Below are 14955 nucleotides of genomic sequence, written 5' to 3'. Positions count from 1 at the left end.
TTATGACTTTAACTAATCATGATGAACAATTTAAAAATGATTTAGAAAAATCTTTGTTCAAATGTTCGTTTGAAGAAGTCAGAAATCATCCTGAGTTAGTTCATCTGAATCTCACTGATCAAGAAATTATTCAAAATAGATTTTTGCTAGCTAAATTTTTGAATCGTTCAAAATTGTGCAATTCTCAATTAGAATTGTGCTCTAACATTAATACTCATTACCGGTTTTATCGACAAGAAGATCACGTTGAAAAAATTCTTAATTATGAAACTTATCGTTGCACTAAACTGAAAGCTTGAGATCAATTACATTACGAAGATCAATTAAAGCTTTATAACAAACTCGTTTTCAGCCATAATATTATTCGTCCTGACTTAAATGTTTTAACTAAAATTTCTGAACAGATTAAATCTAAAGTGGCTGAAGCTACTACCAATATTAATCCCAAATTGTTTCAGATTATTGATGAAATCAAGTGATTTTATAAATCTTATATTAATGGTAACAAAAATATTTTTTGCTCAATTGTGCCAAAAAGTTTACGTTCATCAGAAATTTTTTTCTTTTTTATTTTGTTACAAGTTTTAAAACGAACTAACACTAAAATTCATGTAACCAATATTGTTGGTTTAAATGAATTAATTAAAAATCGTAAGTTTAATAATTTGTCCAATAAAAAAGAAACCGATAGTGTTTATCGGGCTTTTAAAAATGCAAAATTTTTATTATTAATTGATTTTGATAATTCATCATTAGAAATGAAAGATCATTCCCAAAACATTTATCCTTTTTTAGCAGAACGTATTTTGCATCCCGAATTTTCAACTGTTATTATTTCTGGTAGTTATTGAGAAAAATATTATGAAAAATTAAAAATTCGGGATGATGCTCGATTATCTTTCACTAAGAAGAATATTACTTCTATCAATTTAGAAGGTGAAGTTTTTGATTTTTATCAAAATGAATTCAGCTTTAATCAGGAACAACAGAAAAAAAAGTCTTATAAAAATTTATAAGACTTTTTTTGTTGTTATTTTTCTTGCAAAATTTTGGCAGCATCTTCTACTACTAAAGCAATCTTATCAGGGTGATCCAGCAAACATCCCGATGCGTTTACATGTCCTCCACCTTTTCAAGTTGTAGCTAATTTTTTTACATCATAGCCCTTAGAACGAAATTCAGTTCGAATTGCATTTTCTTGTTCCTGGGTGAAATAAATTCAAATGGGGTAGTGTTCAATATTACCTAACATATTCGGAAAATTAGCTAGTAAAGGAGAATCAATCCCCAATTTCTTTTGGGTGGCTAAATCCATGTAATAATAAATTACTCCACCTTTTGTTTTGAAATTATTTAAAATTTCACTTTGAATTTTTAGTTCTTGTAGACTTCGTTTTTTTAATTCTGAATGAATCAAATCCTTATCTGCACCTTGTTGCCAACAAGTCAAGACTGCTTCCATTGTTTTAGTTTTTACCGATGGAAAAGTCATTCCCCCTGTATCAGTAAAAATTCCTAAATAAAATAAAGTGGCTGTTCTAGCATTGATTACTCAATTCATTGTTAAAGCAAAATCAACTAATAACTCACAACATGAAGCATAATTGGGGTCATCTAATTCAGCAAATAATGGTAAACTGGATGCATGATTATGATGATCGAACCGAATCATTGCTGCAAATTGGTAATTAAGTAAAATTTCACTTAATTCGATTCGTTCTGGATTATTAACATCAACAATAATAGCTAAATAATCACTAAAATCTTGAATCACTCGATGATCAGCAAAATCAAAATTCAAAAAAGGGAAATGACCATGAGCATTGCCAAAAACTAAAATTTCTTTTTTGGGAAAATTAGTTTTTAATAAACTTTGTAAACCAAAAGCAGCTCCTAAGCAATCTCCATCAGGTCGAGTATGGTGGAAAATAATGATTTTTTTGCTTTCAATAATTTTTCTCCCTAAAACTTCGAATTGATTTTTATTTTTCATTAAGACTAAATTCCTTTAAGTATTCAATAATTGCATCAGTTTGTTCTTTTTTAAAAGTTCCTGCAGTTGAAAAATAATGTCCACCCATTAAACCAAATGGTGCTAAAGAATTTTCTACTTTAATTGAATTAGAACGCAGTCGAATGCGGAAACGACCATCTTCTAATTCCACAAAAAATGCTCATAATTTTGTACCTTTAATATTGCCAATCATATTTGCATCATTGGCTTCAATGACATTTAAATTAAATTTCTTGATTACTTCTTGAGTAATAAAGCAATATACAAATTGGTTAACAATTTTCATGTTTGTTAACACATATCCCATGAAACGAATCTGATTTTCAGTTCTGCGGTTAATCTCTAAATTAATGTCATAGGGTTTTAAACCATTTTGACATAAGTATGAAAGTGTTGAAAAAGTACGAGCATTAGTGCGTTCAAAAGACATTCGTCCACTATCAGTGTTAATTCCTAGATATAAAAAATCAGCGGCTAATTTATTCATTTTTCAATGCAGATTTTTTGCCATTCAACCAATTTGTTCAGCAACAGAAGTATATAAATGATCATCTCATTCATAGTCGTATTGAATATCTGGTTGAGAATTATGGTGATCAATTCTTAAACTAGTTTTAAAAATTTTTGGATTATATAAATATTGAGATTTAGCAACTCTTCGACTGCCATCACCATCAACTACAATTGCTAAAGAATTTTGTAAAAAGTGAGTATCCAAATTTTCTAAATTAGTATTTGTTTTTGGAAGAAACGGATATAAATTTTCATGATCCCCAATTGCAAAAACCTGTTTTTCAGGAAAATTTAATTTGATTAAATTGAGTAATCCAAATTGTGCTCCCAAGCAATCTCCATCTGGATAAACATGATGAAAAATAAAAATATTGTCGTGACTTTTAATTAAGTTTTCAATGTTATGAAAAATCTCTAATTCTTTTTTCATATTATTTTTAGTTGTATTCATCAATTGTCTTATAAATCATTGTTAATAATTCTTCTTGTTGCTCGCGCAAAATAATTGTTCCTGCAGCAAAATCATGACCACCCCCACCAAAAAATCGTGCTATTTCGTTAACTTTAATACCATTAGAACGCAATCGACAACGGTAACGATTTTCAGAAGTTTCAATAAAAAAAAGTCAAACCAAACTATCATCAATATTAGCAATTAAATTAACATTGCTTCCCTCATTTTCAGTTAGATCATATTTTTGTAAAATTGCTTCGGTCACAGTGTATCAACAAACTTGATTTTTTTTCTGAAAATTAGAAAGTACATGAGCAGCAAATTGCAATTCTTTTAAAGATCTTTGTTTTAATTGATTATTAATCCAAAAATAATCAAATTCAACGTTTTCAAATAATCAAGTCATTAAATCAAAAGTTAGTACTCCAACTTTTTCATAATTGAATCGACCTGAATCCGTGTTAATTCCTAGGTATAAAAAATTAGCTGCTGTGCGATTAATTTTTCAATTATATTGTTTAACAAGATCTAAGATTTGTTCGCAACATGCTACATATTTTGAATCAACATAAAAATAATCATAATCAACATCATGATTATTTGGATGATGATCAATTCGTAATCTTTTAGTAAAATTTTCATTCACTAAAATATCAGCGGCTTCAATTCGGTTCGCACTACTTGCATCAACTACAATTGCTAATGAATTGTGGTTGATTTGATCTTTGGAAATTTGATTAAAATCATCCATTTCAAAATTCATAAAACTAAAAATATTTTTTGAGTCTCCTAAACAAAAAACATTTTTGGTTGGAAAGTTAATTTTAATTAATTCTTTTAACCCAAATTGCGAACCTAAACAATCGCCATCTGGTCGAATATGGTGAAAGATAAAAATGTTATCAGCCTCACTAATTGCTTTAACAATTTGAGTGTTTGAGCCTTGTAAATTTCAGTCCATATTATGCCTCTTAAATATAATTATTATAAATATTACTTTTATGTTTAACTAAATAACTTAGATAATAATTTATAATTTAGGTTAGATGAAAGAAGGTAAATTTTATGAAAAATTATCTGGCATATATTAACGGAAAATTCGTTGATAGTGCAAACAAAGTGCAAATTTACTCACCTGAAACTAGCCAAGTAATTGGTACCTATCCAGCATTAAATAAATCACAAATTGATGATGCATATGATGCTGCTTCTGTTGCTTTCGAAGTCTGAAGTCATTATTCGCATCAAAAACGAGCTCAATATTTATTGGCTTTTGCTGCTGAATTAAAAAATCATGTGGAGCAAATTGCTGATTTGATGAGTGAAGAAATTGCTAAAAATTTAAATGAATCAAAAATAGAAATTTTAAGAACTGTTGATTACATTACTGAAACTGTTCATACTTATTTAGAGTTAATTGAAAATCCAGAAGTGTATTCTCATTCAACTGATTTAACAATGCCAAAAGATAAAGTGGCCGTTTATCATCGCAAACCTTTTGGAGTTGCTCTAACAATTTCTCCATTTAATTATCCTGTTAATTTAATGTTAGCAAAAGTTGCTCCTGCTTTAATTACAGGAAATACTGTTGTGCATAAATCTGCAACTCAAGGTTCATTGGTTGGCGCTTATGTTGCCCAACTATTTGACAACATTGAAGTTGCAGGTGAAAAATTATTACCAGGTGTATTTAATTATGTAACTGGTCGTGGTTCTGAAATTGGTGACTATTTGGTTCAACACCCTAAAGTTGCTATTGCTTCATTTACTGGCGGAACTGATGTTGGAATTCGTTTAGCATCTCACATGGCAATGCGTCCATATGTTTTAGAGTTAGGTGGTAAAGATGCAGCATTAGTTTTAGATGATGCTGATATTGAAAAAACAGCTAATGAAATTGTAAAGGGAAGCTTCAGTTATTCTGGTCAAAGATGTACTGCAATTAAACGGGTTTTTGTCAGTGATAAAAAGGCTCCAGAATTAATTCCTGTATTGGTTGAAAAAGTGAATGCTTTAACTGTTGGTTCTGCTAAAAACAATTGTCAAATTACTCACTTAGTTGAGAAAAAATCTGTTGATGTTGCTAAACGCCTTTATCAGGATGCATTGGACAAAGGTGCTAAAAATTTAACTAATGAAATGAAAATTGAAGGTAACTTAGTCACTCCAGTTTTATTAGATTTAGTTACTCCAGCCATGGATGTAGCATGAGTAGAACCATTTGCGCCAATTATTCCTATTTTGCGTTATCAAAACATTGATGAGGCAATTAAATTGATCAATCAGTCTGAGTACGGACTACAAGGTTCTATCTTCACTGAAGACTATCATCAAGCTGTTGAGTTAGGTAAAAAATTCCAAACTGGAACAGTTAACATTAACCGCGCTTCTAGTCGTGGTCCTGATGTATTACCATTTTTAGGAATTAAAAATTCTGGCTTTGGAATTCAAGGAATTGGTGAAGCATTAAAATTCTATACCCGCACTCAAGGTTTAGTCTTAAACGATGAAGAAATCATCAACAAATTTGATGTTGAAGATGCTACAACTGAAGAATAATTATTCAGTTAAATTCATTATTAAAAAACAAAAACTATTGCAAGTAATTGCAATAGTTTTTTTATTAATATAAATGGTAGGATCAATGGGGCTTGAACCCATGACCTCGCCCTTATAAGGAGCGTGCTCTTACCGACTGAGCTATGATCCCAAAAAAATATTCTTTAAATCATGTTCATTAGTATTTTACACGCTTAAAGAATATTTAGAATTTTAACCAATCAAACTCAATTTAAAATGAGAAATTTCTTGTAATAAACAAGAATTGGTTTGATTTGTTTTACTCTTGCTCTTCAAAACCAGTTTCTTCGCTCTCAACAAACCCTTCTTCTTCTGAAATTTCATTTTCTGAATCCGGTGCAGAATATTTAGTTGCATAAACAATTTTTTGATCATTTAGTCGCTTCATATCAATCAAAACAACTCCAGCAGTATTTCGTCTCATTACCCGTAAGTTCTTTAAACTAAACCGGTTGCTGATTCCCTTATCAGTGATTAAGAAAATGTCTTCATCGCCTTTAACAAGCACACACATGATCATTTTGCCACTGCGTTCAGAAATTTTTTGAGCAATAATACCTTGGCTATTACGAGAAGTTAAACGAAAATCTTCAACTGAAGAAAGTTTACCTAACCCATTTTCACTAATTGATAACACTAAATTACCTGCTTGAGTAGAAGAAGCTGAAATTAAATAATCATTTTCTTTTAACTTGATACCTCGTACTCCTCTAGCAGTTCGACCCATATTACGAACTGATGCAGCTTTGAATCGGTTCATACGGTTTTGGGATGAAGCAAATAAAATTTCATCTTCATCAGTTCCAAAGAACACAAAACTCAGTTCATCATCCTCTTCTAAACTAATTGCACGTTTTCCATTTCGGAAAATTTTACTAAATTCTTTTAAAAGAGTTTTTTTAACATATCCTTTTTTGGTTGCAAAAATTAATGATGTTATTTCTGGATCATAATCATCATTAACAACCAAAATTGTTGCAATTGTTTCTGTTTTAGTTAAAAATTCAAAAATTGTTTGAACTGGTTTCCCCCGACCCACTCGTTTGGTTTGGGTGATTTCATAGGCAAAAGTTTCATAAATTTTACCTTTAGAACTGAAGAAATATAACTTGTCATGCGCATAACAAGTTAAGACCATTTTAGTATCGTCGTCTTCATACATTAAATTAGCTTTAATGCCTACTCCACCTCGTTTAGTTGCACGATAGTCTTCAATTGAAGTTCGTTTTAAATAACCTTTTTGGGATAAAGTAATAACCATTGGATCATTAGGAATTAATGATAAATCATTGATTTTCCCAGTCGAATTATGATAAACAATGGTGCGGCGTTCATCTCCGAATTTATCACGAATATGTGTAATGCTGTTGGTAATAATTTCGGTTTGTTTTTGTTTGGAACTTAAGATAAGTTCATGATTATCAATATTTTGTTGTAATTCTTTGATGTTTTCAAATAATTTATTTCGTTCAATCCGTTTTAAATTTTTTAAAGGTTGATCTAAAATATCCTTAATTTGAATCTCAGTTAAATGATAATCCGTTGCTAAAATGGCTTCAACATCATCTGCTTCTTGAATTAATTCAACAATTGCTTTTAAATTTTCAGCAACAACTTTACGACCTTCTAACAAATGCATTCGCTCCCGCATTTTATTTAGATTAAACTTGGTCTTGCGAACTAAAACTTCAAATTGATGAGCTAAATAATTTTTTAGAACATCAATAATACCTAAAACTTTAGGTTCACCATTAACCAACATAACCATGTTAACTGCAACATTAGATTGAAGTGGACTGTGACGGTATAAAGCGTTTAAAACTAAATCAGTATTAGCTTCTTTTTTTAATTCAATAATTAATCTAATTCCATGACGACTAGATTCATCCCGAATATCATTAATGTTGCCTTCAATTTCTTTAATGACAACACCATTTTTCCCTGGTTTAGCTAGCTCAACAATTTTTTTAATTAAGTTTTCTTTTCTTAAGTTGTAAGGAATTTCTTGAACAACTAAACATTTGCGGTCATTGATTTCTTCAACAACTACTTTTGCTCGGTTATAAAAACTTCCGTTTCCTGTTTCAAAGTAAGATTGGATACCGTTAGTATTATGAATTTCTCCTCCAGTTGGAAAATCAGGTCCTTGAATGTATCGTCCCATTTCTTCGCTAGATAAATTGGGATTTTCTAATAAAGCTAATGCTCCATTACAAATTTCAGTTAAATTGTGAGGCGGAATTGTTGTTGCCATCCCCACTGCAATTCCTAAAGCACCATTAATTAAAATGTTAGGAATTGCGGTTGGTAAAATAGTAGGTTCAGATCTAGTTTCATCATAGTTAGGCATGAAATTAACGGTATCTTCTTTAATGCCTTCTAAAAAAAGATCACCTAATTTAGATAAACGAACCTCAGTATATCGCATCGCAGCAGCTTTGTCTCCATCGATTGAACCAAAGTTTCCTTGTCCTTCAACTAATGGATAACGGGATGAGAAATCTTGAGCTAAACGCACTAAAGCTTCATAGATTGAAGTATCACCGTGAGGGTGATAATAACCCATTACTAACCCGACTAAATTAGCGGATTTATGAAAACGTTTATCGCTTGTAAACCCTCTTTCAAAAGCCGTAAACAAAATTCGTCGGTGCACCGGTTTCAATCCATCACGAACATCTGGAATTGCTCGAGCAGTAATCACAGACATGGAATAGTCCAAAAAGGACTGACGCATTTCTTGAGTGATTTCAATCGGATTAACTTTAGACGTGCTTAAGGATTGAATAATACTTTCAATTTTATTTTTTTTATTGTTTTTTTTATTCATGTATTAATTTCTGCTGGTTAACTAAATTAAATATCTAAATTTTTGATTGCTTTGGCATTTTTCAAAATAAATTCTTTTCGTGCTTCACCATTATTACCCATTAATGTTAAAAAAGTTTGATCAGCAATCATCGCATCTTCAACATTGACTCGTAAAAGGGTTCGAGTACTTGGATCCATTGTGGTTTCTCACAATTGTTCTGGTGACATTTCTCCCAAACCTTTAAAACGACTTACTTCAAAATTCGCGTTTGGGTTGTTTAATTTGTATTCTTCTAAAGCAGCATCATCAGTTAGATAAATATTTTTCTTCACATAACTCACCCGATAAAGTGGGGGTTGAGCAATATAAACATGACCATCTTCAATCAATTTACGCATATAACGATAAAAGAAAGTTAATAGCAAAATACGAATATGAGATCCATCAATATCCGCGTCAGTCATAATGATAATTTTGTTATAACGCAATTTGCTAATGTCAAATTGTTCTTTAAACGAACAACCAATTGCAGCTAATAAACTTTGAATTTCTGAATTTGATAAAGTCTGAATCACATTCATTCGTTCGGTGTTTAACACTTTTCCCCGTAAGGGTAAGATCGCTTGAAATTCCCGTTCCCGACCGTTTTTAGCAGATCCGCCCGCAGAATCTCCCTCAACAATGTATAATTCAGAAATTTCAGGATCTTTAGTTGCACAGTCTGCTAATTTACCGGGTAAAGATGCAAAAGAATTTAATAAATTTTTTCGTTCAACTGATTTGAAATTTTCATAACGTAATCGGGATTCACGTTGCTCTTTAACTCGATTTAAAATTACTTTTTTATCGGCTGGATTCTCATTTAAAAAGCGTTCAAAAACTTCTTCAGTGACATCTTGAACAAATTTGGAAACTTCAGGTGAAATTAAACGGTTTTTAGTTTGACCTTGATACATTGGAGTTGCATAATATAGGGCAACAATAGCAGTTAATGGAATAAAAACATCCGCTTTAACTAAATCAGCACGTTCTTTAATTAATTTTTCTTCCAACATAAATTTACGTAAAACTTTTAGTAAACCGTTTTTAAATCCATCATCATGGGTCCCACCATTATCATTGAAAATGTTGTTAGAAAAACAATAGATGATTGGTTCATCAATCATGTTGACATACTGGAAGGCAATGTTAACTTTAATGTTAACTTTTTCTTCTTTTCGATTTAAGATTTGACCTTCTTTTTCTCCAGAAATAATCAGTTTCTCAACTGGGTTTCGACTTTGATTTAATTCTTTAACTCAGTCAACAATTCCTTTTTCATATAATCAAGATTTGTTTTCTTCATTATTTTCATCAATAAAATTAAATTTAACCCCTTTGTTTAAGTAAGCTAAACGTTTTAGTTTTTCCTTAATTCATTCTGGGTTATACTCATTATCTTCAATAATGGAATAGTCCGCTCGTCAACTAATTTTGGTTCCCGTTTTAAGACCAATATTTTGATTAATGATCTTAGTTGGTTGTTGAGTATTCCCACCATCAACAAAAACCGCTTGATAGTGATTCCCATCACGATAAACATTTGCTTCTAATCAAGTTGATAAGGCTGTTACACATGAAGCACCAACTCCGTGAGTCCCTCCAGAAACTTTATAACTATCGTTATTAAATTTTCCACCTGCGTGTAATTTAGTCAAAACTACTTCTAGAGTAGAAATGTTAAATTCTTTTTTAATTCCAACCGGAATTCCCCGACCATTATCTTCTACTGAAACAAATCGATCTGGTTTTAGGGTTACGGTGATTTCATTAGCAAATCCACCAACTGCTTCGTCAACAGAGTTGTCAATAATTTCTCATACCATTTGGTGTAATCCGACAACATCTGTTGAACCGATATACATTCCCGGACGCATTCGAACCGGTTCTAAACCTTCTAATACGTCAATGGAGTCATCATTGTAATTTGTTTTATTTTCTTCTAATTCTAGTTTTTTTCTATCTGTCATTATTGCCTTTTACTTAATTAATATGATGGATTTTTTGCTTTACTCTCTTGAACTTAAAAACAAGTTTGTTATTGGTTTAACAAACTTGTTTTTTCATGAATAAATTTTTGAAGAAAGCAATCACTACTTAATCACGAGCAATCAAAAATTTTTGATTCAGAATTTCTATAACATCGTTTGGATAAATTTTGGCACCGCGTTCGGTTCGTTCAATTTTATTGATTAAAATTTTGTTCTTTTGTATGTAAGTTTTGGCCTCATTTCCAGAGTTAATAATCCCTGAAAATTTTAAAAATTGACCCAAAGTAATGTATGGTGTTTTTATTAAAATTTTTTGCATAAAACCTAATAAATTTATAGGTATTTATTATATCAAATAACCATTGAAAACCTCGTAAAATCAGGCTTTAATGCCTTTTTCAACATCAAAAAAACCACCCTTTTTTAGGTGGTTTTTTCTTGAATTTTTAAGTGTTTTTTAGGAACAAAAAATTATTCTAAATTTGGTTCATCTAAAATTTCATAATCTCGAACTGAATAACCTTTAGCTGGTCTTCAACGTCTTGAATATTGATCACGTAATTCGTCTAAACTAGAATATTTTTGGGGACGATTGTTAATTAGTTTGCGAATAAAATTATTAACAAAAGGAGCAAAAGCAAAAAAGGCTAATAAAACAAGGAATAGCACAGCTACACCTCAATAATATGGAGTGGCTGTTGGGAGTGTTTCTGCAAAGCCACCTCATCCAACCGCTTCACCAATTCCCATTCCAGTATTCATAAATGCGCGGATAAAGAAAACATAAATTGCTTGATATAAAACAACGAATCAACATCCGACAAATGAAATAACTGCAAAAACAGCATTAACTCAGAAGCGACGATCACGAGTTACTTTTGCTTTAACTTTTTTAATTAAACTTAATAAAGGTAATAAACCATAAATTAAAAAGAAGAATAAAGTTGGAAAATTAGTTATCCCATCAATAAAGACATCTGAATTAAATCCGTAAGAAAGACCAATATATAGTAGGGTTCATAAACTAGAAATAATCAACTGTAAGTATAAACCGGCTAATTTTTCGTTTCCACGAGCAAATTTCAATAAGCTGCGGGTACCAATAATTTGATTTTCTAAAATGGTTCCTGCATACAAGTTAATACTTGAAGCAGAAAATCCGTTTAAAACTCCAAGCACTGAAATTAAGATTAATGCAAAAAATGCTTGAGTAATACCACCACTAATTTGACGAGCTTGAACTTCAGTAATTCCAAATGTATTAACTAAATTATTGGCATTAAAAACATTTCAAGAAATGCCTTGAGAAACTAAAATTTGAGCAATGGTAATTACTAAGTAAACAACTCCAATGGTAATAATTCCCCCAGCCACAACGAATGGTAGATCTCGTTTTGGTTTTTTCATGTCGGGAACTAAAGTTCCAAAATTTAAAAAAGAGTCAAATGCAAACAAAATTGCTGGTAATGCAACAATTATGGAATTTAAATTTAAGTTTTGTACAACAAAAGCTGGTTGACCATCAGGTCTTGGAATTGCTGCTGGGTTTTCTTGAAAGAAGAATAAATTATTCTGACCAGAAACCGCACCAAAAACAATTCCAAAAATCATTACTGCGATTAAAGGAATAAATTTAATAACTAAAGTTCAGCGTTGAAAAAAGGCTGCACCGCGTAAAGAAATATAGTTAAAAATTAAAAATGAAAGATATAATCCGGTTCCTACAAAAATCACTAAGCTGATTGAAGAAAATTTGCCAAGACCATCAGACAGAATTCCACCGTAATTACCACTGAAATTTAATAATAAAATTTCAGCTGCAAAATAAGAAATTCCAGGTAGTAGCAAACCATAATAAAAAACAGGTAAATTAAACTTAATAAAATAACCTAATTTTTTACCACCAACTTTTTCGGCTCAACGGGCTAATCCTAGTCGTGAGAAAGCAGATAAACTAATATCGATATAGCTTAATCCAGTAACAATACAAATCAAACATGCAATTACTCATGACAGAATAATTGATGTTGGATTATATCCTGCTGCTCTAAAAACGCTATTGTTCTTTAGGAAAATCCCAATTCCAACAACCGAACCCACTAACATCGCGAATACTGTAAAAAGTCCGATTTTGGTAACAGTTCTCTGGTTCATGTTAACCTTTTATTATTTATAAAATTTTTAAAATTCCCTAAGATTTTAAAATTATTTTTATTAATATTTAACTTTAAATTATATAAGATTTATAGAAAAACACATTAATTCGGAAGGGAATTTGATGTGTTTTGTTCTAAAAAATTCTTGTTGGTAAAATGATTTCTTGATAGTTGCTGTTGTCATCTAAACTTTTGATTACAGCTGGTTGTGAAGGTGAATTAAATTGAAAAATTACATGATCATCTTCAATGTTTTTTAACAGTGCTTTTAGTTTCTGAGAATCAAATGAAATGATGATGTTGCTTTTTTTTAAATTTTCAATTGCAATTTCTTCTTTTGATAAACCTCTTTGTCCACCTTTGTTTTCAATGATGAATTTATTTTTATCAACTTCACACTGAATTATTTTAGGAAAACTATCAGTTAACAAAGCACTGCGATCAATTGCTTCAATCAATTTTTTACGATCGATTACAATTTTGTGCTCATATTCTTTGTCAAATCAATGCAAAATTGAAGGATAAGATCCTTCAACTAAGCGACATTTCATTTGTAAATTTTCTTTTTTGACAATTAAACTGTTTTCTTGTAAATAAATTTTAAGCTTTTCGTCTTCTGCACTTAAAAGTCCAATAATTTTATGAATCGTTGAGGGAATAATTGTAAATTCAAAATCTTCGTTTTCATTAGGGAAAACTCCATAAACAACACTATAAGAATCAGTGCTAGAAACATTTAATCTTTTATTAATGTTATTGAAATTAATCCCAATAATTGCAATTTTGATTTTAGCAGATAAACTATCGGTTGCTTGTTTTACAAAATCTTTAAACCGGTAATAAGTTTCTTTTAATAAATTTTTACTAACTTCAATTTCTTGATAACCTTTAGTGTCAAAATCCTCAAAATAAAATGAATTATCATCTAATGAGGATAAATTAGAAACAAATGAACCACATTTCAATTGAAAGTTGTTGTTTTCGGTTTTGAAAATTTCAACATAATCACCTTTCAGGTGTTCTGCAAGGTTGGTTAGCAATTTAGCATCAACAAAAAGTTTTCCCTCTTGGATAATCATTAATGACTCTTTATCCTCTGGGATTTGGTACTTAACGTTAATTAAATTGTCTGAAGCATGAATAGTTAAATAGTTGTCTTTACAAGTGATTAAAACTCCATCAGATTCGCGTTTTAACCAGTGGGCTGAAATTGAGATTGCAGCCACTTTTTTAAGTTGATGAAAGTTTCTTAAAGAAATTTTTAGCTTCATTCGGGTTTTGACTTTCGTTTGCTTCTTCTATACAAAAAGCTTATATGCTATTTAATTATAAATAAACAACTAATAAATAATAAGTAATAATGAATAATTAATATTGTCAAAAAAATTATTATATGAGGATAAATAAATTATTTTGTGGATAACTTAGATGAAAATAAACTTTCAACGTAATCTTTAAAATGTTTATTTCGTTTGAACTCATTTTCCATTTGATTTAAAGAGTTCTTGATTGTTGTATGATCGCGATCAAGTACTTTGCCAATTTTTTTCAAACTCATTTTCATTTCTGTTTTAAGGATATAGGCAATGACATTTCTGTTATTAACAATTTCTTGTTTTCTGGATCGACCCAATACATCAGTAACATCAGCCTTTAATTTTTCACAAATTAAGACAATTTGGTTATAAACATCATCTCGGTTATTTTTAGGAATTGTGTCTAAAATACCAATTTTTTCCAACAACTCCTCAATGATTTTGGCATCAACCATAATTAGTTGTTCTCCAGCATTTAAATAAAATGAAAGAGTTGCTAAATGACCATAAACACGGCGAATATCTTTTCCTAATAAAAAAGCTAAATATTCAATAGCACCAGCGGTCAACTTTAAATTGGGAGATTGAGTTTCAAAAAAGCGTTTAATTAAAGTTTTAATGACATTAGTATCAGCTTCTTTGATTTCACATTGAATTCCCGAAAGAATTCGGGATTTTAAAGCGGGATCAAAATCGTTAATATCACGCAAAGGTTCGCTAGAAAAGAAAATAATTTTTTTATTTCGATTTAGTAAAAACTCAACAAGGGAAAATAACATGGAATTAATATTATTTAATCCCTGAAATTTGTGCAAATCGTCAATAATCAAAAAGTCACAATCAGCAAACTTTTGAATAAAGCTTTTAACGTCAAAACAAGAATCGCGTAAATGGTTGTTATATTCAAAATTTAGTTTAAAGCTATCAACATAAATAATTTTTTTATCTTTGTAAAGTTCTTTGAAATAATTTACCAAAGTAAAAGCTAAATGAGTTTTACCAACTCCAACATCACCATGGAAAAAACAAGTTTTAAAAAATTTATTTTCATAATTCTTAATAAAATCACGACCAATTTTT

At 30.3% G+C, this 14955-nt stretch carries 11 protein-coding genes and 1 tRNA gene; 2 read left to right on the top strand and 10 right to left on the bottom strand.

Going from position 1 to position 14955, the window contains the following annotated elements; genetic code table 4:
- Positions 1 to 2 precede the first annotated feature (2 nt).
- Complete coding sequence (locus tag NPA10_RS00060) at positions 3 to 1016, top strand: hypothetical protein (protein ID WP_256547502.1); 1014 nt, start codon at positions 3 to 5, stop codon at positions 1014 to 1016.
- Positions 1017 to 1030: 14 nt separating this feature from the next.
- On the opposite strand, the gene NPA10_RS00055 is transcribed toward NPA10_RS00060, so the two are convergent.
- From NPA10_RS00055 to NPA10_RS00045, 3 genes are read right to left on the bottom strand one after another with little or no spacing between them, the layout of a single operon-like run.
- Positions 1031 to 1993, bottom strand: a complete 963-nt coding sequence (locus NPA10_RS00055) for a DHH family phosphoesterase (RefSeq protein WP_256547501.1) — start codon at positions 1991 to 1993, stop codon at positions 1031 to 1033.
- On the bottom strand, positions 1983 to 2978 hold the full coding sequence (locus NPA10_RS00050) for a DHH family phosphoesterase (protein WP_256547500.1): 996 nt from the start codon (positions 2976 to 2978) through the stop codon (positions 1983 to 1985). Before NPA10_RS00050 ends, NPA10_RS00055 begins: the two co-directional genes overlap by 11 nt.
- Complete coding sequence (locus tag NPA10_RS00045) at positions 2965 to 3942, bottom strand: bifunctional oligoribonuclease/PAP phosphatase NrnA (protein WP_256547499.1); 978 nt, start codon at positions 3940 to 3942, stop codon at positions 2965 to 2967. The genes NPA10_RS00050 and NPA10_RS00045 overlap by 14 nt, the downstream gene beginning before the upstream one ends.
- Before the next feature lie 104 nt (positions 3943 to 4046).
- On the opposite strand from NPA10_RS00045, the gene NPA10_RS00040 reads away from it, so the two are divergent.
- Positions 4047 to 5540 carry an aldehyde dehydrogenase family protein gene (locus tag NPA10_RS00040; protein WP_256547498.1) on the top strand — a complete coding sequence of 498 codons (1494 nt, stop codon included), beginning with the start codon at positions 4047 to 4049 and terminating at the stop codon, positions 5538 to 5540.
- 74 nt (positions 5541 to 5614) lie between these two features.
- Here NPA10_RS00040 and NPA10_RS00035 read toward each other — a convergent pair.
- From NPA10_RS00035 to NPA10_RS00005, 7 genes are all read right to left on the bottom strand, one after another.
- A tRNA-Ile gene (locus tag NPA10_RS00035) sits at positions 5615 to 5691 on the bottom strand.
- A gap of 129 nt (positions 5692 to 5820) precedes the next feature.
- Entirely contained in the window at positions 5821 to 8391 is a 2571-nt protein-coding gene (gene gyrA / locus NPA10_RS00030; RefSeq protein ID WP_256547497.1) for a DNA gyrase subunit A, read from the bottom strand.
- Between the two features lie 26 nt (positions 8392 to 8417).
- On the bottom strand, positions 8418 to 10382 hold the full coding sequence (locus NPA10_RS00025; protein ID WP_256547496.1) for a DNA gyrase/topoisomerase IV subunit B: 1965 nt from the start codon (positions 10380 to 10382) through the stop codon (positions 8418 to 8420).
- 127 nt (positions 10383 to 10509) lie between these two features.
- A complete protein-coding gene (locus tag NPA10_RS00020) occupies positions 10510 to 10722 on the bottom strand; it encodes an RNA-binding S4 domain-containing protein (protein ID WP_256547495.1) in 213 nt (70 codons plus the stop codon).
- A gap of 152 nt (positions 10723 to 10874) precedes the next feature.
- On the bottom strand, positions 10875 to 12557 hold the full coding sequence (locus NPA10_RS00015; RefSeq protein ID WP_256547494.1) for an APC family permease: 1683 nt from the start codon (positions 12555 to 12557) through the stop codon (positions 10875 to 10877).
- 136 nt (positions 12558 to 12693) lie between these two features.
- On the bottom strand, positions 12694 to 13830 hold the full coding sequence (locus NPA10_RS00010; RefSeq protein WP_256547493.1) for a DNA polymerase III subunit beta family protein: 1137 nt from the start codon (positions 13828 to 13830) through the stop codon (positions 12694 to 12696).
- Positions 13831 to 13967: 137 nt separating this feature from the next.
- Positions 13968 to 14936, bottom strand: coding sequence for a DnaA/Hda family protein (locus NPA10_RS00005; protein WP_256547878.1), 969 nt, complete (start codon positions 14934 to 14936; stop codon positions 13968 to 13970).
- Between the last annotated feature and the right edge of the window lie 19 nt (positions 14937 to 14955).

The organism is Mycoplasmoides fastidiosum (assembly GCF_024498275.1).
Classification (GTDB): Bacteria; Bacillota_I; Bacilli_A; order Mycoplasmatales; family Mycoplasmoidaceae; genus Mycoplasma_N; species Mycoplasma_N fastidiosum.
Note: the sequence above shows the minus strand (reverse complement) of the source record. Positions and strands in the feature narration are given on the sequence as shown.